The sequence below is a fragment of the Nonomuraea sp. NPDC049152 genome, from assembly GCF_040648355.1.
Taxonomy (GTDB): Bacteria; Actinomycetota; Actinomycetes; order Streptosporangiales; family Streptosporangiaceae; genus Nonomuraea.
Genome location: NZ_JBEZDO010000022.1, coordinates 125935 through 148651, shown reverse-complemented (window position 1 = coordinate 148651; position 22717 = coordinate 125935). Strand labels below are relative to the sequence as shown.

Annotated in this window: 21 protein-coding genes and 1 pseudogene; 16 read left to right on the top strand and 6 right to left on the bottom strand. The window is 70.5% G+C overall.

The features are described 5' to 3' along the window. Positions 1-71: 71 nt before the first annotated feature. Together AB0B45_RS33815 and AB0B45_RS33810 are read left to right on the top strand one after the other, a co-directional pair. Positions 72-1055 carry an ATP-binding cassette domain-containing protein gene (locus tag AB0B45_RS33815; protein ID WP_358138856.1) on the top strand — a complete coding sequence of 328 codons (984 nt, stop codon included), beginning with the start codon at positions 72-74 and terminating at the stop codon, positions 1053-1055. After that, the gene (locus tag AB0B45_RS33810; protein WP_358138854.1) at positions 1052-1891 is read left to right on the top strand and encodes an ABC transporter permease; all 840 of its coding nucleotides are present in this window, start codon (positions 1052-1054) and stop codon (positions 1889-1891) included. The genes AB0B45_RS33815 and AB0B45_RS33810 overlap by 4 nt, the downstream gene beginning before the upstream one ends. A gap of 205 nt (positions 1892-2096) precedes the next feature. On the opposite strand, the pseudogene AB0B45_RS33805 reads toward AB0B45_RS33810, so the two are convergent. Both AB0B45_RS33805 and AB0B45_RS33800 read right to left on the bottom strand, forming a co-directional pair. Beyond that, a pseudogene (locus tag AB0B45_RS33805) lies at positions 2097-2267 on the bottom strand (DUF664 domain-containing protein); the annotation flags it as partial. 36 nt (positions 2268-2303) lie between these two features. Beyond that, positions 2304-5984, bottom strand: coding sequence for an AAA family ATPase (locus tag AB0B45_RS33800; RefSeq protein ID WP_358138852.1), 3681 nt, complete (start codon positions 5982-5984; stop codon positions 2304-2306). Positions 5985-6006: 22 nt separating this feature from the next. Here AB0B45_RS33800 and AB0B45_RS33795 point away from each other — a divergent pair, with 22 nt between their 5' ends. Together AB0B45_RS33795 and AB0B45_RS33790 are read left to right on the top strand one after the other, a co-directional pair. Next, positions 6007-6576, top strand: a complete 570-nt coding sequence (locus tag AB0B45_RS33795; protein WP_358138850.1) for an MOSC N-terminal beta barrel domain-containing protein — start codon at positions 6007-6009, stop codon at positions 6574-6576. Further along, positions 6577-6909 carry an MOSC domain-containing protein gene (locus AB0B45_RS33790; RefSeq protein WP_358138927.1) on the top strand — a complete coding sequence of 111 codons (333 nt, stop codon included), beginning with the start codon at positions 6577-6579 and terminating at the stop codon, positions 6907-6909. It begins immediately after the preceding gene. A gap of 40 nt (positions 6910-6949) precedes the next feature. On the opposite strand, the gene AB0B45_RS33785 is transcribed toward AB0B45_RS33790, so the two are convergent. Then, the gene (locus AB0B45_RS33785) at positions 6950-8911 is read right to left on the bottom strand and encodes an ATP-dependent DNA helicase (protein WP_358138848.1); all 1962 of its coding nucleotides are present in this window, start codon (positions 8909-8911) and stop codon (positions 6950-6952) included. Positions 8912-9233: 322 nt separating this feature from the next. On the opposite strand from AB0B45_RS33785, the gene AB0B45_RS33780 reads away from it, so the two are divergent. Together AB0B45_RS33780 and AB0B45_RS33775 are read left to right on the top strand one after the other, a co-directional pair. Further along, positions 9234-10376 carry a hypothetical protein gene (locus AB0B45_RS33780; protein ID WP_358138846.1) on the top strand — a complete coding sequence of 381 codons (1143 nt, stop codon included), beginning with the start codon at positions 9234-9236 and terminating at the stop codon, positions 10374-10376. Positions 10377-10475: 99 nt separating this feature from the next. Further along, positions 10476-12044, top strand: coding sequence for a Na+/H+ antiporter (locus AB0B45_RS33775; RefSeq protein WP_358138844.1), 1569 nt, complete (start codon positions 10476-10478; stop codon positions 12042-12044). Here the strand turns inward: AB0B45_RS33775 and AB0B45_RS33770 are convergent, their stop codons facing one another. Next, complete coding sequence (locus AB0B45_RS33770) at positions 12045-12302, bottom strand: UBP-type zinc finger domain-containing protein (RefSeq protein WP_358138842.1); 258 nt, start codon at positions 12300-12302, stop codon at positions 12045-12047. Between the two features lie 112 nt (positions 12303-12414). On the opposite strand from AB0B45_RS33770, the gene AB0B45_RS33765 reads away from it, so the two are divergent. The 7 genes from AB0B45_RS33765 (at position 12415) to AB0B45_RS33735 (ending at position 19751) form a co-directional block, all read left to right on the top strand. Further along, positions 12415-13191, top strand: a complete 777-nt coding sequence (locus tag AB0B45_RS33765; RefSeq protein WP_358138840.1) for an ABC transporter ATP-binding protein — start codon at positions 12415-12417, stop codon at positions 13189-13191. A gap of 170 nt (positions 13192-13361) precedes the next feature. After that, complete coding sequence (locus tag AB0B45_RS33760; RefSeq protein ID WP_358138838.1) at positions 13362-14111, top strand: ABC transporter ATP-binding protein; 750 nt, start codon at positions 13362-13364, stop codon at positions 14109-14111. Next, a complete protein-coding gene (locus AB0B45_RS33755; protein ID WP_358138837.1) occupies positions 14108-15952 on the top strand; it encodes an AMP-binding protein in 1845 nt (614 codons plus the stop codon). The genes AB0B45_RS33760 and AB0B45_RS33755 overlap by 4 nt, the downstream gene beginning before the upstream one ends. Continuing rightward, a complete protein-coding gene (locus AB0B45_RS33750; RefSeq protein ID WP_358138835.1) occupies positions 15949-16836 on the top strand; it encodes a branched-chain amino acid ABC transporter permease in 888 nt (295 codons plus the stop codon). The genes AB0B45_RS33755 and AB0B45_RS33750 overlap by 4 nt, the downstream gene beginning before the upstream one ends. Beyond that, positions 16833-18017, top strand: coding sequence for a branched-chain amino acid ABC transporter permease (locus tag AB0B45_RS33745; protein ID WP_358138833.1), 1185 nt, complete (start codon positions 16833-16835; stop codon positions 18015-18017). Before AB0B45_RS33750 ends, AB0B45_RS33745 begins: the two co-directional genes overlap by 4 nt. A gap of 48 nt (positions 18018-18065) precedes the next feature. Beyond that, the gene (locus tag AB0B45_RS33740) at positions 18066-19325 is read left to right on the top strand and encodes an ABC transporter substrate-binding protein (RefSeq protein WP_358138831.1); all 1260 of its coding nucleotides are present in this window, start codon (positions 18066-18068) and stop codon (positions 19323-19325) included. A 39-nt stretch (positions 19326-19364) separates the two neighbouring features. After that, complete coding sequence (locus AB0B45_RS33735) at positions 19365-19751, top strand: hypothetical protein (protein WP_358138829.1); 387 nt, start codon at positions 19365-19367, stop codon at positions 19749-19751. On the opposite strand, the gene AB0B45_RS33730 is transcribed toward AB0B45_RS33735, so the two are convergent. Further along, positions 19748-20656 carry a DUF3500 domain-containing protein gene (locus AB0B45_RS33730; RefSeq protein WP_358138925.1) on the bottom strand — a complete coding sequence of 303 codons (909 nt, stop codon included), beginning with the start codon at positions 20654-20656 and terminating at the stop codon, positions 19748-19750. The two genes, AB0B45_RS33735 and AB0B45_RS33730, sit on opposite strands and share 4 nt — an antisense overlap. A 61-nt stretch (positions 20657-20717) precedes the next feature. Between AB0B45_RS33730 and AB0B45_RS33725 the strand changes: the two genes are divergently transcribed. Together AB0B45_RS33725 and AB0B45_RS33720 are read left to right on the top strand one after the other, a co-directional pair. Continuing rightward, positions 20718-21050 (top strand): DUF202 domain-containing protein, encoded by a 333-nt coding sequence (locus AB0B45_RS33725; RefSeq protein ID WP_358138827.1) that lies wholly within the window; start codon positions 20718-20720, stop codon positions 21048-21050. A 2-nt stretch (positions 21051-21052) separates the two neighbouring features. Further along, positions 21053-21394: a DUF202 domain-containing protein gene (locus tag AB0B45_RS33720; protein WP_358138826.1), complete on the top strand. Its 342-nt coding sequence runs from the start codon at positions 21053-21055 to the stop codon at positions 21392-21394. Here the strand turns inward: AB0B45_RS33720 and AB0B45_RS33715 are convergent. Continuing rightward, positions 21391-22215, bottom strand: coding sequence for a hypothetical protein (locus AB0B45_RS33715; RefSeq protein ID WP_358138824.1), 825 nt, complete (start codon positions 22213-22215; stop codon positions 21391-21393). The two genes, AB0B45_RS33720 and AB0B45_RS33715, sit on opposite strands and share 4 nt — an antisense overlap. A gap of 132 nt (positions 22216-22347) precedes the next feature. On the opposite strand from AB0B45_RS33715, the gene AB0B45_RS33710 reads away from it, so the two are divergent. Next, positions 22348-22659: a hypothetical protein gene (locus AB0B45_RS33710; protein ID WP_358138822.1), complete on the top strand. Its 312-nt coding sequence runs from the start codon at positions 22348-22350 to the stop codon at positions 22657-22659. Positions 22660-22717: the final 58 nt, after the last annotated feature.

Sequence of the window (22717 nt, the reverse complement as noted above, 5' to 3'; positions counted from 1 at the left end):
CTTGTGAGGAACCTCCTGAGGAACCTCGTACAGAACCTCCGCAAGAACCTCGTGCAGAAAGCGACGCCATCATGACAGAGCTAGCCATCGAAACATCCGGCCTGGTCAAGACGTTCGGCGACAACCGTGCCGTCGACGGCCTCGACCTGGCCGTCCCCGCCGGCATCGTGTACGGCGTGCTCGGCCCCAACGGAGCCGGCAAGACCACCGCCGTCCGCATGCTCGCCACGCTCCTGCGTCCCGACGGCGGCCACGCCACGGTCTTCGGTCACGACGTCAGGCGCGAGGCCGACGCCGTACGCACCAGAGTGAGCCTCACCGGCCAGTACGCCTCGGTCGACGAGGACCTGACCGGCATGGAGAACCTCGTCCTGCTCGCCCGCCTGCTCGGCCATCGCAAGCCTTCGGCGCGCGACAGAGCACGGGAGCTGCTGGAGGCGTTCGGCCTCACCGCCGCCGCCGACCGCCTGGTCAAGAACTACTCGGGAGGCATGCGCCGCAGGCTCGACATCGCCGCCAGCATCCTCAACACCCCTGACCTGCTCTTCCTCGACGAGCCCACGACCGGGCTCGATCCGCGCAGCCGTAACCAGGTCTGGGACATCATCCGCATCGTCGTCGCCCACGGCACCACCGTGCTCCTGACCACCCAGTACCTCGAAGAGGCCGACAGGCTCGCCGGCCGCATCGCGGTCATCGACCACGGCAAGGTCATCGCCGAGGGCACCCCCGGCCAGCTGAAGTCCTCCATCGGCGCGGGCGCGGTCCACGTAAGGCTGCACGACGCGGCCCAGCGTCTCGAGGCCGAAAGGCTGCTGTCCTCCGCGCTCGCCACGCACGTCTATCTCGAGGCCGACCCCGTCGCGCTGACCGCGCGCGTCGCCGGAGCCGACGACGGCGAGCGCGCCGCCGCCGAGCAGGCCTCGCTGGCCCTGGCCGAACTGGCCCGCGCCGGCATCGTCGTCGACGACTTCTCCCTCGGCCAGCCCAGCCTGGACGAGGTCTTCCTCGCCCTCACCGACCGTCCCGCCACCGAGAAGGAGATCGCAGCATGAGCACCGACACCTCCACCGCCTACGTTCCCGTGGCCGAGACGCTCGGCACCGTGCTCGCTCCTGCCGCCCGCCCGCGCCGCCCGAGCGCCCTGTCGTCGTCGATGACGTTCGGCTGGCGGGCGATGTTGAAGATCAAGCACGTGCCCGAGCAGCTCTTCGACGTCACCGCGTTCCCGATCATGATGACGCTGATGTTCACGTTCCTGTTCGGCGGCGCCCTCGCGGGCTCGCCGGGGCAGTACCTGCAGTTCGTGTTGCCCGGCATCATGGTGCAGAGCGTCGTGATGATCACGATGTACACCGGCGTCGAGGTCAACAAGGACATCGAACGAGGCGTGTTCGACCGCTTCAGAACCCTGCCCATGTGGCGGCCCGCGCCCATGGTCGGCTACCTGCTGGGCGACATGCTCCGCTATGTGATGGCCTCGACCGTCATCCTCATCGTCGGGCTGATTCTCGGCTTCCGCCCCGGAGGCGGCATCGCGGGGGCCGTGGCGGGGATCGCGGTGCTGGTCGGCTTCTCGTTCGCGTTCTCGTGGTTCTGGACGATGCTCGGCCTGCTGCTGCGCAGCGAGAAGTCGGTGATGGGGTGGAGCATGCTGGTGCTGTTCCCGCTCACGTTCCTCAGCAACGTCTTCGTCAACCCCGACACGATGCCGAGCTGGCTGCAGGTGTTCGTCGTCCACATCAACCCGATCAGCCACCTGACGGCCGCCGTCCGCTCCCTGATGGGCGGGACCGCCGACTTCGGCGAGCTGGGCTGGGTGCTGGTGGCGAGCCTCCTGCTCGTCGCGGTCTTCGGCTCCCTGACGATGCGCCTGTACAACCGCAAGTAGTGCCGCTCGGTCGGCATGTCAGCCGCCGACCGGTAACAGCTCCACATCGTCGACAACTGACGGGCGTCGCTTGGACACCCGACCTCGCGAAAGCCGTGCGCCGGTGCGGGGTTGACCGAATCATCGCAACCCCATCGGCGGGGACCCCTCCGGGCGCACCCGGAGCGAGGGGCACAGGGGGAGGGGCCAGGTCCCTCCCCCTCAGCACTCTCCCGTTGATCCGCTCGCGCAGGAAGTCGGCGTGGCTGTTGTGCCTGGCGTACCCCTCCACCATGTGCAGCAGCACCTCCCGCAGCGAGTCACCGGTGGCGGGGTCGTGCCCCTCCAGATCGAGATCGGGAGCCTCGGCGACGAACCGATCGGCGAACGCGACCTCGGCACCGCGTCACCTACGCACCGCCGCATTCCGCACTCACAACCGCCACGTGATGTCGTGGCCAGGGTCGTAGCGGCACGTCGTGCCCGTCGAGACGGCGGCGCGCAGGTGAGCGGCGAGCTCGGGATGGAGGGTGTCGAGCTTCCGCAGCACGTCGCGGATCCTCGCGGTGACCGTCTTGCGGGCCCGTTCCGCCTCATCACCGAGTCTGCGGGCCCGCCCTCCGAGCCCCGCCGCGGCGCGCAGCTCGGCCAGCAGCGCCTCGCGCTCCCTGTCGAGGGCCGCCGCCCGCTCGTCGTCGCCCAACTCCAGCGCGCGATCGGTCTCCTCGTCGAGTCTGGCCAGGTCGCGACGGAAACGAGCCTTGGCCTCCTCGTCGAGCATCGCGTCGCCGCCCATCTGGCGCGCGGCTACCACCACCTCGCCACCCTCGGGAGCGAGCAGGTGTACGGCAGGCAGATCGGTGCCCGGCCGGCTCAGCAGGTGATGGAGATCCCGAAGCCCCTTGGCGTCAGGAACGTGAACGGTGCGCCCCCCGAACGACAGAGACCACACCGACCCCTGCCTCGTGAAGACGTGGCCAGGACCTACCACCCCGAGCCGCGCGAACGCCTTCCGCCCGTCCGCCCCGGAAACCGCCACCCCCGAGCCGGCCAACCCGTGAGCCCCATCCGAAGACGCGGCGGGCTGCCCGTCGGCGGCCTTCTGTTCGCGCCCCAGGCCTCGGGTCTGCTGTCCGTCTTCCCGCGGCGCCGGCCCGCTGCCCGGCTTCCGGGTATGAAGCCGGTCCGCTTCCACCTGGCCCACGACAGGCGCAGACGGATCGCCGTCCATCGAGCGGCCCCGGCCTTCGTCAGGCTCCACGCCCCGGGCGTCGCCGGGTTGGACGGCCCGACGCTCTTCCGGCTCGCGGGGAAGGGCGCCATCGGGTTGGACGGCCTGACGCTCTTCCGGCTCGATGGGCCGGCCGTCACCAGGTTGGTCGGCCGGGCGCTCACCCGGCGTCATCGCCTCAGTGGTACCGCGCCGATGGACCCGGAGCGGACCCGGCTCCATCGCCGGAGTGGGACCGGGTCGGTGGGCTCGGAGGTCGCCCGGCTCGCTGGGCTGAGCGTTGTTCGCTTGCCGTTCCGTGCCAACGGCTGGTCCTGCGGTCCGGTCGCGGGAGGCTTGCCGTACCCGATCAAGGCGGTCGGGGATGTGACGCATGTCCAGCGTGGCGGCCTCGGCGGCCAGATCGTTCAACAAGCGGTCGGCGGTCTCCACGTCGCCGGGGTGGGCGCGGGCCAGCAGGGCCGCGCCCAGGTGCAGGCGGGCCTCCACCGACCAGAGCCGAGCGTGTAGCTGGTCGGCCGAGCGCGTGGCGGCGGTGAAGGCGGAGATCGCCGCGTCCCACCGCTCCTCGGCCGCCTCCACGAGGCCCTGCCAGAGGATCATGGGCCCGCTGACGTCCCAGCCGTAGAGGGAAACGGCCCACTCGCTCAGATGCGGCTCCAGGAGCTCCCTCGCCCTCGCGCACAACTCGGGATCACGGGAGGCCGCCGCCACCTCGGCCAGGTAGCGCAGCCACAGTGGCCGGATCGACCCGTCGGAAGGCTCGTCACCGGCACGCGGCCACGCCGTCACGGCCCGCCCGCGCCGCAGGTCGGTCAGCCCCTCCAGCATGGAGGCGTAGGGGTGGCGGCCGGCGCGCAGGCGTTCGTGCAGGGGTCGCAGCTCCTCGAACCGCCCCTGCGCCAGCAGCAGCGCCCAGCGGTGGTGGTCGAGCATGTAGCCGAAATGGGCGTGGTCGTGGTCGCTGCTGACCTCGACGACCTCCTCCAGGAGCGACTCGGCCGCGGCGAAGTTGCCGGACAGGAGCTCGATGATGCTCAGGTCGATCGAGGTGGACAGGCCGACGTGCGCGCGGTCGCTGCGTCTGCCCATCGCGATGTAGTGGTGGAACTGGTCGAGGAAGCGGGGGTCGCCGAGCTCCAGCAGCGCCACCCAGTGGAGCGCGGTGGTGAAGTGTTCCATTTCGACGTCGTTGCCGCGGCGGGCGAGCGCGCGCAGCTCCTCGGTCAGCTCCACCCGCTGCTTGGCGGTGCCGGGGCCCCAGATGGTGTCGTGGAGCGCCCACAGACCGAACGTCAACGCCTCGTCGTCGTCGCTGTTCCGCGCGACGAAGGTGATGCGGACCGCGAGGTCCTGGGCGAGCCGGTCGGCGTCGTCCGGATCGGGGGCAGGGTCGGGGACGAACGTGGCGTGCGCGTCGCGGAGCAGCGCCAGGCTGGTGCGGGCGTCCTCGTTACCGCACGTGCCGTAATAGGTCAGCGCGGCGCGGGCCAGCAGCCCGGGGTCGTCGAGCCGGCGGGCGGCCGTGATCGCCCGGTCGAAGACCCGCGCGGACTCCTTCAGCTCGCCGCCATGGTGCAGCTCCCTGCCGAACGCCAGGCCTATCTTGATCACCTGCTCGGGCGGCCCCTTCTCGGCCAGCTCCATCGCCCTGCCCCAGTGGGTCAGCGACTCCTCCCTGGCCAGCCGGTGCAAGGCCTGCTTGGCCGCGGCCACCAGCAGCTCGCACGCGAGCACGGGATCGAGGGCGTCACCCGCGAGGTAGGCGTGGCGGGCCAGATCCCCCGGAAGCACCTCCGCCCTGCCGCGCAGCGCGTGGACGGTGGCGGCATGCCTGGCGCGCAGGTCGGCCTCGTCGACCGAGTCGTGAAGCGTCTCCCTGACCAGGTCGTGGGCGAAGGCGAACACGCCGCCCCCACGGGAGACGACGAGCCTGGCGGCGGCGGCCTGCGCCAGCAACCTGTCGACATGGGCGGCCGGAGCCGCTGCGACAGCCGCCAGCACCTGCCGGTGGAACTCCCGGCCGAGCACCGCGGCGTCGGTCAGCAACGTGACCACCGTGGTGGGCAGGAGCGACAGGCGCCGCCACAGCGTGTCGCGCACGCCTGGAGGGATCGCCGCCACCGAGCCGTTGCTGCGCCACAATCTGGCGGTCTGTTCGACGAAGAACGGATTGCCGCCCGTGCGCAGGTAGATCTCCTCGACCACGTCGTCGTCGGGCTCGTGGCCGATGGTGCGGGTGATGAGCGCGGCCACCTGCGCCCTGTCGAGCCCGGTGAGCGTGATCATCGTGGCGCGTGCCGACAGCGAGGTCAGCTGCGGCCGCAACGGATGCTCGCCCTGCTCGACCTCCACGTCGCGGTAGGTGCCGAGCAGCAGGAGCCGCTCGAACCAGGTGTGCTGTGCCGCGAACTCCAGCAGCCGCAGCGACGCCCCGTCGGCCCAGTGGAGGTCGTCGAGGACCACCACCACAGGACGCGTCTGCGACAGCGTCACCAGCGCGGTGGTCACGGCGTCGTAGACCTGGAAGGCGTCGCCCACCTCGGCTCTGACACCGTCGCCGAGCAGCGCGGCCAGGCTGCCGCCCGCGGCCTCCTCGACGGCGGGCCATTCTCCGGTACGGCGCAGCGCCCGGATGACCTGCACCCACGGCCAGTAGCCTGGGGCGGCCTCGGAATCCCAGCAGGACCCGCTCAGCACCACCGCGCCCTCTCGCCTGGCCTGCTCGGCCGCGCTGGTCACCAGCGTGGTCTTGCCGATGCCCGCCTCGCCCGTCACCAGCACCAGGCCGCCATGGCTGGCGGTCACCCTGCTGATCTCGGCACGCAGCAGCTCGGCAGGGTGCTCCCTGCCGATGAGCGCCTGACCGTCGTGGATTCGCATCGTGCTCAGAAGGTAGCGGTTGGTGCCGACAAAAACGGGAGTCCGATCCGAGGGTGCGGCGGGTGGAAAGGTAAGAGAGCGCTCTCTCGATGGTTACAGTGGGGTCGTGCTGATCACGCAGATCCGTATATATCCCATCAAATCCATTACAGGGCGGGCGGTTGACGCGGCGTATGTCCACCCGTGGGGCTTGGACGGCGATCGCCGATGGGCAGTCGTCGATCATCAAGGTGACAACCTCTGGCTCGGCGAGTACCCCCGTCTGCTGGCCGTCACCGCCGTCGAGCGATCCGACGGCGGCCTGCTGCTCTCCGCGGAGGGTCTGCCCGACCTGGTGGTGCCCCCGGCGCGGGGAGAGAGCGTTCCCGTGGGGTTCTCGGGGCTGGACCGGGCCGTGCTCGCCGCCGACGAGGCCCACGCCTGGTTCACCGGACTGCTCGGCGTGCCCGCCAGGCTGGTGTGGCTCGACGATCCCGCACGCCGTTCGATCGACCCGGCGCACGGGGGGCTGCCGGGGGAGGTGGTGACGTTCGCTTGGGACGCGCCGCTGCTGCTCACCTCGGCGGCCTCCGCGCGCAGGCTCGACGAATAGATCGAGGAGGGCGCCCGCGAGCGGGGCGAGCCGCCGCCTGGCCCGCTGTCGCCGCTGCGGTTCAGGCCGAGCGTGGTCATCGACGGGAGCGTGCCGTTCGAGGAGGACGGCTGGCGGGAGGTTCGGATCGGCGGTGTCGACTTCCGGGTGTCGGAGCTCTGCGACCGGTGCGCGGTGACGATCATCGACCCCGTCACCCGGTCGAAGGGCAAGGAGCCGCTCCGGACGCTCGCCCGCCACCGCAGGTGGGACGGCAAGACGTGGTTCGGCATCCGCCTGGTCCCGCGCACCCGCGGCGAGATCCACGTCGGCGACCCCGTGACGGCCCGCTGAGCCCGAGAGGGCGGAATGCCGAGAACGCCCAGTGGGCCCGTCAGGTGGACAGGCGCTTGAGGGCGGTCCTGACCACCGCCGGGTCGCTGGTCCGCCAGAACGGGGGCAGCGAGTTGAGCAGGAACCCGCTGTACCGCGCCGTCGCCAGCCGAGGGTCGAGCACCGCCACCACCCCCTTGTCGTCCTGCGCCCGCAGCAACCGTCCAGCCCCCTGCGCCAGCAGCAGCGCCGCGTGGTTGGCCGCCACCGCCATGAACCCGTTGCCGCCCTTGGCCATCACGTGTCGCTGCCGCGCCGACGTCAGCGGATCGTCAGGCCTGGGGAACGGCACCCTGTCGATGATCACCAGCCGCAGCGACGGCCCTGGCACGTCGACACCCTGCCACAGCGACAGCGTGCCGAACAGGCAGGTCGCCTCGTCCTCGGCGAACTGCTTGACCAGCAGCATCGTCGAATCGTCGCCCTGGCACAGCAGCGGCACGTCGAGCCGGTCGCGCAGAGCCTCCGTCGCCGCCTTGGCCGCCCGCATCGAGGAGAACAAGCCGAGCGTGCGCCCGCCCGCCGCCTCGATCAGCTCGGCGATCTCGTCGACGTACGCCTGGGGCAGCCCGTCGCGCCCCGGCTGGGGCAGGTGCTTGGCGACGTAGAGAATGCCGGCGCGCGGATGGTCGAACGGCGAGCCGACGTCGATGCCCGTCCACCCCTTGTCGCCGAGCCCCCACTGGGCCGCCAGCCCGTCGAAGGTCCCGCCGAGCGCCAGCGTGGCCGAGGTCAGCACGACCGTGCGCTCGCCGAACAGCTTGTCGCGCAGCATCCCTCCCACGCTCAGCGGCGCCACGCGCAGCGTCGCGGGGCGCCTGTCGGTGCCGGCGTCGAGCCACACCACCTCGGCCCTGTCGACCTCCGAGGCGTGCCCGTAGGCCTCCAGCATGCGCACGGCCGTGTCGTGCACCTCGTCGAGCGCGGTGAAGGCCGCCTTGCGCTGGCCCGCCTTGTCGGGATCGTCCTTGTCGGCCCCTCGCGGCCCCATCGCACTGACGCACCTGGCCGCGCTGTCGCGCACCAGCGCGAGCGTGAGCCCCAGCACCTCGGGCAGGTCGTCGATACGGCCGGGTGGCGCGGCGTCGAGCAGCGCCTTGAGATCCTCGCCCGCCTCCATCAACTGGTCGGCGATCGGCTGCTCGATGAGCCGCCCCACCCGTCGCACGGCCAGCGAGACCGAAGCCTCCGACAGCTCGTCGGTCACCACCGAGGTCACCCTGTCGACCAGCTCGTGCGCCTCGTCGACGACGACGACCTCGTGCTCGGGCAGGATCGACATGCCCTCCATCGCGTCGATGGCCAGCAGCGCGTGGTTGGTGACGACCACGTCGACCTCGCCGGCGCGCGCCTTGGCCAGCTCGGCGAAACACTCGGCGCCGCTCGGGCAGCGCTGCGCCCCCAGGCACTCCTTGGCGCTCACCGAATACTGCCGCCACGCCTGCTCGTTGACGCCGGGGACCAGCTCGTCGCGGTCGCCCGTCGTGGTCTCCTCGGCCCACTCCTGGATGCGCTGGACCATCCGGCCGGTCACGCTGACCTCGCGCGGGTCGAACAGCTGGTCCTGCTCCTCCTCGGGCCATCCGGCCGTCACCTTGTAGCGGCACAGGTAGTTGCGCCGGCCCTTGAGGATGGCGAACGTCGGCTCGTGCGGCAGGTCCTTGCCGAGCGTCTCGGCCAGGCGCGGAAGGTCGCGGTCGACGAGCTGTCGCTGCAGGGCGATCGTGGCGGTGGAGACCACCACGGGGGAGTCGGACTCCATCGCGTGGCGGATCGAGGGCACCAGGTAGGCGAGGGACTTGCCCGTGCCCGTGCCGGCCTGGACGGCGAGGTGCTCCTCGTTGTCGATGGCCTGCTGCACGGCCTTGACCATGGTGATCTGCCCTGGCCTGTCGCTCCCTCCCAGGGCGCCTACGGCGATGGACAGCAGCTCTTCGACTGGTGGGAGTGTGGAGTCCGGCACGGCAGAAACCGTACCTGGTCGCGGCGACAGAAATCGCAGCCTTGCGACCGGGCCACGTCGAGTCGGCCGTGAGCCACCCTCAAGAGTCGCCCAAAGGGTCGCAAAACCCCGGTCACCTCTCCGTACGGAGGTGAACACATCCTGGCGTTCCAGGCACCCTGGTGCTTGCGGCGTGGCACACTTGCGGGCGTAACCCGCCAGGTCAAAGAAGATCTTCCTGCTGTGCCGCCCGGGGTTCACGGTGGGTGTGGAAAGCCCGTTTCGGTAGGGTTTCTCAAGGTTGAGTGGACGAATAAAGGCTGGTTAAAGCAGTATGTCTGCCATGTCGGAAGTTGTCCCGTTGCCGTCGTTCGGCGAAGTGTTCTTCGATGCACGAGGTCAGGAGCGGTGTCTCCGGGTCACGTGGCACGAGGGAACCCTGGTGCTCAGCCTGTGGCGAGGGGAGATGTGCACCGGTAGTTTCCGGATGCCGATGGACGACGTCGGGCGGCTGCTCGACACCCTCGACGACGGCTACGCGGAGGCCACGGGCGAGGAGCCCGCCGCGCCCGCCGTCCAGCCTGTCGCGGAGCCAGGGGAGTACCCGGGCACGGGCCAGTACCACCGCCCGCCGCCCTTCGAGCACGAGCCGCTGCGCGCCCCCGACGACAGGCCGACGGCGACGCTGTCGCCCAACGACGTGCTCGTGGCCCGCGGCGCGCCCGCCCCGCAGGACAAGCTGGTCGCCTCCTACGGCGACCAGCGCGAGACGGCCATCCCCGCCGACGGCAGGCCCCGCCTGGCCGAGCAGCCTCCCGTGGGAGCCGAGCCGATGGCCGCGGCAGGCCCCGGCTATCCGATGCCCGACTACCAGCTGCCCGCCGAGCGCGAAGGCGCCAGGGGGCCGCAGTCCACCGACCCGCTGGGCTTCCCGAGGCAGTCGGCGACGCCGTACTCGACCCACTCCGAGCCGTTCGCCGCGCAAAGCACCCAGCCAGACCCGTTCGGGGCGCAGGGAGCCCAGCACGACCCGTTCGCGACGCAGCCGGGAACCCAGGGATATCCGCAGCCCAGGCAGGACGCCTACGCCCAGGATCCGTACGCCCAGACGGGGCGGCAGCCCGCCCAGCCGTATACCGACCCCTTCGCGCCGCCGCCGCAGCGGGCGCAGAGCGCCCCAGGCTCGGCCGGGCTCGGCACGCCCATGCACGGCATTCCGGGAGCGGGCCGCAGGACGGCTCCCGAGCCCTACCCCCAGCCCGAGCCGTACGGCCAGCAGGACCAGTACGGCCAGCCGTCCTACCAGCAGCAGGCGCCGATGAACCCCTCGGACCCGCTGGGTCTTGGACCGGAGGCCTACCAGAACCAGCAGCCCGATCCCGCCATCCACCGCCCCTACGTCGGCGACCAGATGTACGTCACGGGCGAACGCCTGCGCCCCGAGCAGCAGCATCGTGACGACAGGACCGACCGCAGGGAGTGGTGATCGCCTGCCCGAGATGTCCGCGGGCACCGTCCGTGTGAGAAACTAGCCGCCGGGTCAGACCCGATCGGATACGCCCGTTTCTCGGCACAGGGGGAGCACGTGTACGCGTCAACGGGTCTGTACTGGCTGCTGGTGGCCAGTGGCGCGATCTTCGTCGCGTGGGTCGCCAGGCGAAGGGGCTGGCCCGCGCCGCTGCTCCTGGTGCTCGTCGGCCTGGCGGTCTCGCCGCTCGTGCCCTCGATCGAGCTGCAGCCCGAGCTCATCCTCTACGTGTTCCTGCCGCCGCTGCTCTACTCGGCGGCCCTGGACAGCTCCTACCTCACGCTGCGCGAGAACAAGAGAGCGATCGGCCTGCTGTCGGTCGGCCTCGTGCTGTTCACCACCTTGGTCGTCGGCGGCGTGGTGCACCTGATGCTGCCCGACCTGCCGCTCGCCGCCGCGTTCGCGCTGGGCGCGATCGTGGCGCCGCCCGACGCCGTCGCCGCGGTCGCGGTGGGACGCCGGCTGGGGCTGCCACGCAGGTCGCTGACGATCCTCATCGGCGAGAGCCTGTTCAACGACGCGACGGCGCTGACCGCCTACCGGGTGGCGATCGGGGCCGCGGCCGGCCACGGCATCAGCCTGCTGGAGGGCTTCGGCGAGTTCCTCTACACCGCGATCGGCGGCGTGGTGATCGGCGTCGTGGTCGCCCTGGTGTCGGGCTGGCTCCTGGAGCGGGCGCGCGATCCGCTGGTCGAGAACACGGTCATGCTGCTGATCCCGTTCGCCACCTATCTGGGCGCCGAGTCGGTGCACGCCTCCGGCGTGATCGCGGTGGTGATCGTCGGCCTCTACCTCGGCCACCGGATGCACCGCACAGGCGCAGGCACCCGCCTGGTGCTCGACTCGGTGTGGAAGGTCACCGACTTCCTGCTGGAGTCGATCGTCTTCGCGCTGATCGGCCTGCAACTGGTGCCCGTGCTGAGCGGGCTGGTCGGACGCAGCCCATGGGAGGTCGCGGGCTACGTCCTGGGCATCTTCGTGGTGACCGTACTGGCGAGGTTCGTCTGGGTCTTCCCCGCCACCTACCTGCCGCTGATGGTGCGCAGGACCTCGGAGAAGCCGCCGTGGCAGAACGTCGTGGTCGTCGGCTGGGCGGGCATGCGCGGCGTCGTGTCGATGGCCGCCGCCTTCGCCATCCCCGACGGCTTCCCCGAACGCAACCTGCTGCTGTTCCTGACCTTCAGCACCGTGATCCTCACCCTGCTGGTGCAGGGCCTGACGTTCCCCACCCTGATCAGGAAGCTGCGCGTCACGAGCGAGCGTGAACGATACGAGGACAACCTGGCGGAGGCCGCGGCCCAGCAGGCGGCGGTTGAGGCAGGCCTGGCCAGGCTGGAGGAGATCCTCAGGGAGGAGGAGACGGACGAGGTCCACGTGGAGGTCATCGACATGCTGCGCGCCAAGTCGGAGCGCAGGGCGCTCAACGCGTGGGAGCGGCTGGGCGGAGGCACGGGGCAGGGCGGCACCGAGACGCCGAGCCGTCTCTACCGGCGGCTGCGCAGGGAGATGCTCGCCGCGGAGCGCGAGGTGTTCGTACGGCTCCGCGACGAGCGGCGGCTCGACGACGAGGTGCTCCGCCGCGTCATGGCGGAACTCGACTTCGAAGAGGCGATCCTGGAGCGCTAGCTAGCCCATCGTGTTGTCCACGAAACACCACTTCCAATGTTCACCGGGCTCGAAGGACTGCATCACCGGATGCCCTATCGCACGGAAGTGCGCGGTGGCGTGCTTGTTGGGCGATGAGTCGCAGCAGCCGATATGACCGCAATCCAGGCAGCGACGCAGGTGCACCCATCGCGCCCCCATCGCCAGACATTCCTCACAACCGTCGGGCGTGCGCGCGGGTGGGTCGTCGGCCTCGAGAAGATGCTCACAAATTGCCATGACAAGAAGCTTAGGACCAGAACACGGTTCCAATTTGGTCGCACCTATTGATCGGGCGGTTGGTGCAGGCGACTCTTTCTCTCATCGGGGGGTCCCCACCTAGGAGGCCCGCGTGCTTGAGGTTCGCAATCTCGAGGTCGTCTACGACGATGTGATGCTCGTGCTGCGCGGAGTGAGCCTCGCCGTGCCGCCCGGGTCGATCGTCGCGCTCCTCGGGGCGAACGGCGCGGGCAAGACCACGCTCCTGCGCGCCCTGTCAGGACTGCTCGACGTGCACGACGGTGAGATCACCAAGGGCTCGGTCACGCTCGACGGCCGCCCGATCCACACCATGAAACCCGCCCAGATCGTACGGCTCGGCATCAGCCAGGTCATGGAGGGGCGGCGCATCCTCGGTGAGCTCACCGTCGAGGAGAACCTCAAGGTGGGCGGCCACACCTCGCCGACCTCGCACCTGGACAGGGTCTACGCCCTGTTCCCCGTGCTGAAGGAGCGGCGCAGGAGCGTGTCCGGCTACCTGTCCGGCGGCGAGCAGCAGATGCTGGCGGTCGGCAGGGCGCTGATGGCCGGGCCTCGCTACCTGCTGCTCGACGAGCCCAGCCTGGGGCTCGCGCCCGCACTGGTGGGTCAGATCCGCGACCTGGTCATCGAGATCAACCGGCAGGGGACCACGGTCCTGCTGGTCGAGCAGAACGCGACGATGGCGCTGTCGATCGCGGCCCACGGGTACGTGATGGAGACCGGCAAGATCGTGATGGACAAGCCGGCGGGGGAACTGCTGGCCGACGAGGACATCAAGGAGTTCTACCTGGGTCTGGGCGCCGAGGGAGCCGCCAGGTCCTTCAGGGACGTCAAGCACTACAAGAGACGGAAGCGGTGGCTCTCATGACCGCCCCCACCCCCGACCCGAGCCCCCCGGACGACCGACCAACCACCCCCTCCGTCGATCCCCCCGATCTGAGGTCGGGTGAGGTGGGACTGTCGGGGGATCCCCCTGAAGACGCCGGTCGCGCTCTCGCGGGCGAAGCTGATCGAGGGTCGGGGGGAGACGTCCTCGAGGTGCGGGATATCCGGTTGTCGTTCGCCGGGGTGAAGGCGATCGACGGTGTCTCGTTCGACGTCCGCCCCAAGGAGCTGTTCGCCGTCATCGGCCCCAACGGCGCGGGCAAGACCTCCATCTTCAACGTCCTGTCCGGCGTCTACCGCCCCCAGCGCGGCTCGGTCACCTTCCAGGGCGAGGACCTTCTCGCCAAACGCCCCCACGACATCGCCGCCATGGGCATGGCCCGCACCTTCCAGAACGTCGAGCTGTTCCACAACCTCACCGTCCTCGACAACCTGATGCTCGGGCGCCACTGCCACTTCCGCTACGGCGCGCTACCCGCGATCCTCTGGTTCGGCAGGGCCCGCAGGGAGGAGCTGGCCGCCAGGGCCAGGGTCGAGGACATCGTCGACTTCCTGGAGCTGGAGGCCTGGCGCAGGCACCCGGTGCGGCTGCTGCCGTACGGGATCCAGAAACGGGTGGAGCTCGGGCGCGCGCTGGCGATGGAGCCGAGGCTGCTGCTGCTGGACGAGCCGGTCGCCGGGATGAACCTGGAGGAGACCGAGGACATGGCCAGGTTCGTCCTGGACATCCGCGACGAGCTGGGCGTCCCCATCGTGCTCGTCGATCACGACATGGGTCTGGTGATGGACCTGGCCGACCGGGTGCTCGTGCTGGACTTCGGCCGTCCCGTCGCGCTCGGCACGCCCGCGCAGGTGCAGCAGGACCCGAAGGTCATCGAGGCGTACCTGGGAGGCGCCGCATGACTATGACCGCCACGAGGACGGAGACGATCGTCACGAGGGTGCGTCGCAGGGCGCGGGAGAGTCCGGACGCCGTCGCGATGCGCCACAAGGACTTCGGCATCTGGAAGGAGGTCGGCTGGTGCTCCTACTGGGCGAACGTGGAACTGGTCGCGCACGCGCTGCTCGCGCTCGGTGTCGAGCCGGGCGACCGGGTGGCGGTGCACTCGGAGAACCGGCCCGAGTGGCTCTACGCCGACCTCGGGATCGTCACGGTCAGGGGCATCACGGTCGGCCTCTACCCGACCAACCCGCCGGCCGAGGTGGCCTACCTGCTGTCGAACTCCGGCGCGAAGATCCTTGTCGCCGAGGATCAGGAGCAGGTGGACAAGGCGCTGGCCGTCCTCGACGAGTGCCCTGACCTGGAGCGGATCGTCTACCTGGAGCCGCGCGGCATCAGGGGCCGCTATACGGATCCGCGCCTGATGTCGTGGCCGGAGCTGCTGGCGCTCGGCGCCGAGCACAGGGCGCTGTGCCCGGACGCGCTGGAGGACAGGATGGCCACGGCCGAGCCGGGCGACGTGGTGACGCTCATCTACACCTCGGGCACGACCGGACCGCCGAAGGGCGTGATGCTCACGGTGGCCAACGTGGAGTTCGCGGTCAGGACGCTGGTCGAGAACGGCGGTTTCACCTCGCCGCCGCCGTCCGAGCGCGATCTGGTCGTCTCCTACCTGCCGCTCTGCCACGTCGCCGAGCGCGCCTTCACCGTCTGGTTCAACGCGGCCGCGGGCGTGCAGGTCAACTTCGCCGAGTCCATCGACACGGTCCAGCCGAACCTGCGCGAGGTGCAGCCGACGATCCTGTTCGGCGTGCCGCGTATCTGGGAGAAGGTCCTGGCGCAGGTCAACATCAAGATCGACTCAGCGTCGCCGCTGAAGCGCGCCGTCACCCGGTTCTGGCTGCGCGTGGCCGACCGCATCGGCGACACGCTGGTGCGCACCGGCGGCGTCCACACACCGAGCACGCGCTTGCTCTACGGCCTCGGCTGGCTGCTGTGCTACCGCTCGCTGCGCGAACGTCTCGGGATGCGCCGTGTCCGCTATGCCGCCTCCGGCGCCGCGCCGATCGCGCCCGCGGTGCTCAAGTTCTACATGGGCATCGGCGTCGCCATGCACGAGGTGTACGGCATGAGCGAGAACACCGCGATCGCCACCGGCAACAGGCCAGGCCGGATCAGGCTCGGCACGGTCGGCGAGCCGCAGCCCGGCACCGAGCTGCGGATCGACGAGGTGACGGGGGAGATCCTCACCCGCCATCCGGGCACGTTCGCCGGGTACTGGGGCAATCCCCGCGCCACCGCCGACGTGCTGGACGAGGACGGCTGGCTGCACACCGGCGACGTCGGCGAGTGGGTGGAGGGCACGCACGTGCGCATCACCGACAGGATGAAGGACATCCTGATCACCGCGGGCGGCAAGAACATCGCGCCCAGCGAGGTGGAGAACGCGCTGAAGGCCTCGCCGTACGTGAAGGAGGCGGTGGTCATCGGCGACCGGCGGCCCTATCTGGTGGCGCTGATCGGGATCGAGCTGGACACGGTGGGGGAGTGGGCGCGCAGGCGCGGCCTGTCCTACACCACCTACCGGGACCTGTCGGACAAACCCGAGGTCCGCGAGCTGGTGCAGGGCATCGTCGACGACGTCAACGCGCGCTTCGCCAGGGTCGAGCAGGTGAGGCGGTTCGCCTTCCTGCCCAAGGAGCTCGACCACGAGGACGGCGAGCTGACCGCCACCCAGAAGGTCAAGCGCGGCGCGATAGCCAGGCTCTTCGAGGAGCAGGTCGAAGGGATGTACCGCGGGTGAAGGGCGTGCTGGAGTCGGTCATCAGGGGCCTGGGCAACGGGTCGGTGTACGCGCTGCTCGCCCTCGGCTTCGTGATCATCTACAAGGCGACGCGGGTGATCAGCTTCGCGCAGCCCTCCCTGATGCTGGCGGGCGCGGTCGCGGTCAGCTACCTGGCCGAGGTCACCGGGTTCTACTCCGCTGTGCTGCTGGCCGCGCTGCTGATCGCCGGGGTCGCGCTGGCGATCGAGCGGATCGCGATCAGGCCGATGGTGGGCAGGCCCGTCTTCGTCGTCGCGATCATCACCCTTGGCATCGACGTCGTGGTCCGGGTGGTCGTCAACGCCTTCATCGGCAGGGACGTGCGGCAGATGGGCGACCCGTGGGGCTTCACGCAGGTCTCGCTCGGCCCGCTGGTCGTGCAGACCAGGTGGCTGGCCATGCTCGCGGTCACGGCCGTGCTCGTGGGGCTGCTGTTCGCCTTCTTCCGCTTCACCAGGTACGGCCTGGCCATGCGCGCCGCCGCCTTCGACCAGGAGACGGCGCTCGCCCAAGGGGTGTCGGTGGGCATGGTGTTCGCGCTGTCGTGGGGGTTCGCGGGCTTCCTGGCGGCGATCGCCGGGATGTTCGTCGGGACCGGTCAGGGCGTGGAGCAGCTCACCTGGATCATCGCGCTCAAGGCGCTGCCCGCGATCATCGTGGGCGGGCTCGACTCCCTCGGCGGCGCGGTCGTCGGCGGGCTGGCGATCGGCGTGGTCGAGTCGCTGTTCCAGAGCTACCAGGGCGAGCTCGCGCCGTGGCTGGGGCAGAACTTCGCGGTGGTCACGCCGTACGTCGTGATGCTGGTCGTGCTCCTGGTCAGACCCTACGGCCTGTTCGGCACCAGAGAGGTGGAGCGGGTATGAGCGAGCGCGAGACGCCGACGAAGGAGCGGCTCCCGCCGGAGTCCAGGGCCCTCGACATACCGACCGGACGGTCTCGCCGGCCGCGCGGGCGGCCGCTGCTCTACACCGCCTACAACCAGGACATGGCGCTGCTCGACACCAGGGCCAAGAAGGTCTGGACCGCGGTGCTCGTGCTGGCAGCCTTCGGCCTGTCGGTCGTGCTCGCCGACCGCTCGCTGGAGGTGCTGGCGGGCGCGTACGTGCTGGCGATCGGCGCGATCGGGCTCAACATCGTCACCGGCTACGCGGGCCAGGTCTCGCTCGGCCACGCCTTCTTCGTCGCGATCGGCGCCTACACCGGCGCAGCGCTGTCCGCGCCTCCCGGGGGCAGGACGATCGGGCTCGGCCTCGCCGAGATCTGGATCTGGCTGCCAGTCGCGGGCCTGGCCGCCGCCCTGGCGGGCGTGCTGGTCGCGCCGCTGGCCACCAGGCTGCGCGGCCTCTACCTCGCCGTCGTCACGCTCGGCCTGGTCTTCCTCGGCGAGCACGTCTTCAAGGAGTGGGACGCCCTCACAGGCGGCCCAGGCGTCGGCCGCTCGGCCGCGGTGCCGCAGCTGTTCGGCGTGCGCCTGGACCAGGACGGCCCGCTCGGCACCCGCGAGCAGCTGCTCTACCTGCTGATGCTGACCGCGCTCGTGCTCTTCGCGCTGGCCGCCCGCAACCTGGCCCGCTCCCGCATCGGCAGGGCCTTCATGGCCATCCGCGACCGCGACATCGCCGCCGAGGTCATGGGCGTGCCGCTCACCCGCTACAAGGTGCTGGCCTTCGGCATCTCCTCCTTCTACGCCGGATGCGCGGGAGCGCTGCTCTACAGCATCACCGGCTTCGTCGAGCCCGGCTCCTTCAGCCTGCTGCTTTCGGTGCAGTTCATCGCGATGGTGCTGATCGGCGGCGTCGCCACGGTGTCGGGCGCGATCGCGGGGGCGCTGTTCATCTCGCTGCTGCAGCCGCTGACCAGGTCGCTGCCCGCGCTGGTGCCGTTCGTCAGCGGCGACACCACCGTGACGCCCAACGTCTTCCAGGTCGAGACCGTCCTGTACGGCCTGCTGATCATCCTGTTCCTCGTCTTCGAGCCGCGCGGCCTGTTCGGGATCTGGATCCGCGTGCGCGCCTACTGGAAAGCCTGGCCGTTCTCCTACTAGAGAGGGAAAACTGTGAAGAGTCGCTATGTCGTGACTGGTCTCGCGGTAGTGGCCCTTCTGTCCGCTTGCGGCGTCATCCGGGGGGACGACGAGGGCAGCAAGGGCGGCGGCGCCGTGGCAACGGGCGTCACCAGCGAACCGTGTCCCAAGGCGGTCGACAAGAACAAGGGTTGCATCTACCTCGGCACCATCTCCGACCTCACCCAGGGGCCCTTCGCGGCGCTGGCCGTCCCCATCACCGACGCCCAGAAGGCCTTCTGGAAGCGGGTGAACACCGCGGGAGGCATCGGCGGCAGGTACGAAGTCGACGTCGAGACCTACGTCAGGGACAACAAGTACAACCCCGAGACCCACCGGCAGGTCTACAACGAGATCAAGGACAAGGTCCTCGGCCTGGCGCAGACCCTCGGCTCGCCGACGACCGCCGCGATCCTCGACGACCTCAAGGCCAACAGCGTCGTGTCCGCGCCCGCCTCGTGGACCTCGGCATGGGAGTTCGAGGACGTCATCGTCGAGACGGGGTCAAACTACTGCATCGAGGCGATGAACTCGGTCGACTACGCGATGGAGGCCTACAAGCCCAAGAGCGTCATGGCCGTGCACCTGGCCGGCGACTACGGCGCCGACGCCGCGGCGGGCGCGAAGATCGCCGCCGAGCGGAACAAGCTGGAGTTCACCGCCGTCGAGACCCCGCCGGGCGCCACCGAGCAGGGCCGCGCGATCACCGAGATCACCAAGAACAAGCCCGACCTGGTGATCCTGACGACCGGGCCGGCCGACGCGGCGGCCATCATCGGCCAGTCCGCGGCGGCTGGATACAAGGGCCGCTTCATCGGCACCGGGCCGACGTGGAACCCCGCCCTGCTCAAGTCGCCCGCCGCGCCCGCGCTGAAGGCGCTGTACGAGCAGTCGGCTCCCGGCAAGCCGTACGGCTCGGACACCCCTGGACACAAGGCCATGCGCGACGCGCTGCCCGGCGTGACCCCGAACGACGGCTACACCTCCGGCTGGGCATGGTCCTACCCGCTCAAGGCGGCGCTGGACAAGATGGTCGCGAGTGGCGACGTCAGCCGCAAGGGCCTGCTGGCCGCGGTGAAGACGCTCTCGACCGTCGACTACGAGGGCATGCTGCCGGCCGAGGCGGGCAACTTCTCCGGCGACGCCAACGCCGCCACCTTCCGCCAGACGCTGATCAACAAGGTGGACGAGTCTGCGCCCACCGGCGTCGCGATCGTCAAGGACTTCTTCACGGGCCCGACCGCGCAGGGGTACACGATGGACGGCCCCTGCTTCAACAAACTGTCGTGATCACCGCAAGGGGCGCGGCCGTTGGCTACTGTCGTAGACATGCGACTCGTTTCCAGCAGGATCGTGCCCCTTGCCGCCTTCGCCGTGGTCGTCTTCGCCAGCGGATGCAGCGAGATCAACGCGACCGTCGACAAGGCTCAGGCCTGCCTGGAGGCCCCCAAGATAGTCTCGGAGACCGTCGCCAAGATCAGTGGCCTGGTCAACGACCCCGCGGCGATGGAGAAGGAGCTCGACGCGGCCTCGAAGAAGCTGGGCGAGGTGGCCGACAAGGCGTCCAACACCACGCTCAAGGAGGCCACCGACGACCTGGCCGCCAGCCTGGGCAAGCTCGACGTCAACAGCGCCAACGAGGCGGTCGACGCCGTACAGCAGGTCGGCAACGACACCGCCGCCTACCTGACCAAGCTGAAGGAGGCCTGCAGCTAGGCCTCGCCCGACAGGTGGGCGGCCAGCGGCCCTGCGCCGAACTCGGCGCCGGGCCGCCTGATGACGCTGTGCGCGTGGTCGGCGGCGTCCTGCGTGTTGTCGTACTCGATCAGCAGCCCGGGACCCTGGATCCGGTAGTAGTGGCCGGCGCCCGCCGAGATGGGCCCCGCCCAGGCGAAGGAGAAGGCGGCGGTGTCGTGCGGGTCCCGCAGCGAGGGGGCCAGCCGCTCCAGGTAGACGTCGAGCAGCCTGCCCAGCAGGTCGCGCTGGGCGGAGGCGAGCGAGCCGCCCCGCACGCCGGGCGGTTCCAGCGCCGCGGTCACCGCGGAGGTGCCGGTGAGGATGTCGGACGGCGCGACGTCCGCGATCACCGCCTGATCGCGCAGCGCGGGGGACAGCTCGCTCACCAGCGCCCTGGCCAGCTCCTCCTCCAGCGGCAGCGGCCTGACCACGGCAGTCTCGCCGTGCCGGACGCCGGCCGGGTGGGCGCCGAGGAACAGCGGGGCCACCTCCACCCGCCCGTTCGCGATCGTCGCCGTGATGGACACGTGGTGGCCCTCGAAGCGCCAGCTCCACTCCTCCGCCCCCGGCCTGCCGAAGATCGCCAGGTGGTAGTCGTCGCTGTGGCGGCCCCTGCGCCCTCCCTCGTCGAGATCGAGCACCTCCTCCAGCGCCATGATCGTCACCACCTGTGCGAAGGCGTGCCGCGACAGCGCCGTGGCCAGCAGCCGGTGCGCGGCCTTGCGCGCCTCCCGGCTCAGCCCCAGCAGCGACGCCCCCGGCCTGGGCGCGGGCACGTAGGTCCAGCGTCGCCGCAGCGGGTCGCCGAACTCGTAGGCGGCCTTCTGCCGCTGCTCGGGAGTCAGACAGGCAAGGAACTGGGTCGCGATCTCCGCCATGAGCATGACCACAGGATCTCCTATCCCGGCTTCTCTAGGGGAAATGGGGTCGATTTAGCGTGGTCACATGAACGGCACCGAGCCTGACCCCCGATTCACTCTCGCCAACGAGAGGACCTTCCTCACCTGGTTGAGCACATCCCTGGCGCTGTGCGCGGGCGGTGTGGCGATGGCCGCCGTCTCCGACGACATCTTCGTGCCGTGGGTGCGCACCGCGATGGCCGTCCTGCTGGTCCTGCTCGCCGCGCTCGCCGCGGGCATGGCCTACCCGCGCTGGCGCAACATCCAGCGCGCGCTGCGCAACCAGGCGCCGCTGCCGCCGCCCGCCCTGGCCGCCGTCTTCGGGTACGGCGTGGCCGCCGTCGCCGTCGTGGCGCTCGTCCTCATCCTGATGGCCTGACCATGTCGGCCGAGATCTGGGACCCCGGGCTGCAGAGCGAGCGCACCCGCCTGGCATGGGTGCGCACCGCCGTCGCCCTGTCCACGGGCGGCCTGGGCGCGGCGGGGCTGGCCGCCCGCGCGGGGCTCGGCCCGCTGCTCATCGCGGGCTTCGCGCTGGCCGCGCTGTGCGGAGGGGTCCTGCTGGTGCGCACCGCCTCACGCTTCCGCCACGTCCAGCGCGCCCTGCACAACGGCGACCCGCTCGACAGCAGGCCCGACGCGCTGCTGGCCTGGGCCGGCACCCTCTGCGTGGTGACCGGCTCGGTCTCCTTCGTCGTCATCATGAGCCTGGCCCACGGCTAGAACGCGAGCAGCCCCGCCTCCACCACCGCGCGCCCGAAGGGCCTGGCCAGCTCGGCCAGGCGCGAGCATCCCTCCTCGCCCAGCGCGGCGTAGGCGGGCATGGCCGACGCGTCGGTCCTGCTCTCGATGTGGCCGCGCAGCCTGGCGCCCTCCTCCGTCAGGCCGTCGGCGAGCAGGCCGCGCGCCCTGAGCGAGTCGGACGCCTCGGCCCACGCCTCCTCGGGCCAGCCGCGCGACGCCTTGAGGAAGACCTCCGGCACCTCACCCGACGCCGCGTGCAGGACCAGCGCCTCGACCGGCGACAGCCCCTCCGACACCAGCGACGCCACGTGCCCGTCGCCCCTGAACTCCCGCAGCAGCGTCTGCGCGTGGAACAGGTCGAGCAGCGGCTCGCCGGGCCAGGGGAGCGCGGCATGCGCGGCGAACAGCGGGCGGCCGTGCAGGTGCTCGGCCGCCGCCTCCGCCGCCCTCCTTGCCAGCGTGAGCGTCTCGGTCAGCTCGCCGGCCTTGTCGACGCCGCCCCTGCGCAGGGCCGTCCCTGCCGCCTCCAGCCTGGCCGCCAGCACCTCGGCGGGGCTCGTCACCTCCCACGCGGTGGGGAGCGCTCGCCGTACGAGATCGGGGTTGAAGTTGTAGAAGGTCGCGATGACCAGCTCGGCGGAAGCGGCGCCGAAGGCGGCTCCACGGGAGGCGAAGTAGCCCGAGCGCCCGTGCAGGCCGAGCGCGGCGTACAGCTCGCGCGCCTCGGGTACGAAGTAGATCATGCCGTGCACCGGCTCAAGACGGCGCCATGCGCGCCTGGCCACGCGGGTATCGACCATCGACTGTCTCCTCGCCTCCGAACCAACCGGTCGGTATGGCAACCTACGGCGCGTTTCTCACCTCGTCAACGGCTTGCGGGGGCGGCAGGGGGAGGCGGACACTCGAAGGAGACCAGCTCGGAGGTGATCCTTGTGCACGAAGGCTATGACGCACGGGAGACGTGGCCGTTCGAGTGCCAGTGCTGCTGGCACGTCTGGCAGGAGGAGTACCTCGTCAGGCACCTCACCGACAGCCACGGCAACGAGGTCGAGGTCTGGCTGAGATCCGGTGTGGCCGTCCAGCCGCCGACCTCCGACAGGAGTTGCCCGAAGTGCGGGGCGGTCCAGATCACGACCTTCCCTCCCGGCTACCACGCCAGACAGCAGGAACCGCCCGTCCCCGTCCCACGCGAGGTCCCTCCGGAGACGTCGCTGAAGTTCACCTGGCGCGCGGCGATCATGTAGCCGCCCGGTCCCGGGCGCACGGCACCGGCGGGAGCCGATGACGCGCGCCCGCGGAGGG

What these genes read in the sequence shown, in the direction of transcription:
- AB0B45_RS33720 (WP_358138826.1), top strand. Translation starts at nt 21,053, where the DNA reads ATGTCGGCCGAGATCTGGGACCCCGGGCTGCAGAGCGAGCGCACCCGC.
- AB0B45_RS33815 (WP_358138856.1), top strand. Translation starts at nt 72, where the DNA reads ATGACAGAGCTAGCCATCGAAACATCCGGCCTGGTCAAGACGTTCGGC.
- AB0B45_RS33730 (WP_358138925.1), bottom strand. Translation starts at nt 20,656, where the DNA reads ATGCTCATGGCGGAGATCGCGACCCAGTTCCTTGCCTGTCTGACTCCC.
- AB0B45_RS33715 (WP_358138824.1), bottom strand. Translation starts at nt 22,215, where the DNA reads ATGGTCGATACCCGCGTGGCCAGGCGCGCATGGCGCCGTCTTGAGCCG.
- AB0B45_RS33735 (WP_358138829.1), top strand. Translation starts at nt 19,365, where the DNA reads ATGCGACTCGTTTCCAGCAGGATCGTGCCCCTTGCCGCCTTCGCCGTG.
- AB0B45_RS33780 (WP_358138846.1), top strand. Translation starts at nt 9,234, where the DNA reads ATGTCGGAAGTTGTCCCGTTGCCGTCGTTCGGCGAAGTGTTCTTCGAT.
- AB0B45_RS33725 (WP_358138827.1), top strand. Translation starts at nt 20,718, where the DNA reads ATGAACGGCACCGAGCCTGACCCCCGATTCACTCTCGCCAACGAGAGG.
- AB0B45_RS33800 (WP_358138852.1), bottom strand. Translation starts at nt 5,984, where the DNA reads ATGCGAATCCACGACGGTCAGGCGCTCATCGGCAGGGAGCACCCTGCC.
- AB0B45_RS33755 (WP_358138837.1), top strand. Translation starts at nt 14,108, where the DNA reads ATGACTATGACCGCCACGAGGACGGAGACGATCGTCACGAGGGTGCGT.
- AB0B45_RS33745 (WP_358138833.1), top strand. Translation starts at nt 16,833, where the DNA reads ATGAGCGAGCGCGAGACGCCGACGAAGGAGCGGCTCCCGCCGGAGTCC.
- AB0B45_RS33770 (WP_358138842.1), bottom strand. Translation starts at nt 12,302, where the DNA reads ATGGCAATTTGTGAGCATCTTCTCGAGGCCGACGACCCACCCGCGCGC.
- AB0B45_RS33810 (WP_358138854.1), top strand. Translation starts at nt 1,052, where the DNA reads ATGAGCACCGACACCTCCACCGCCTACGTTCCCGTGGCCGAGACGCTC.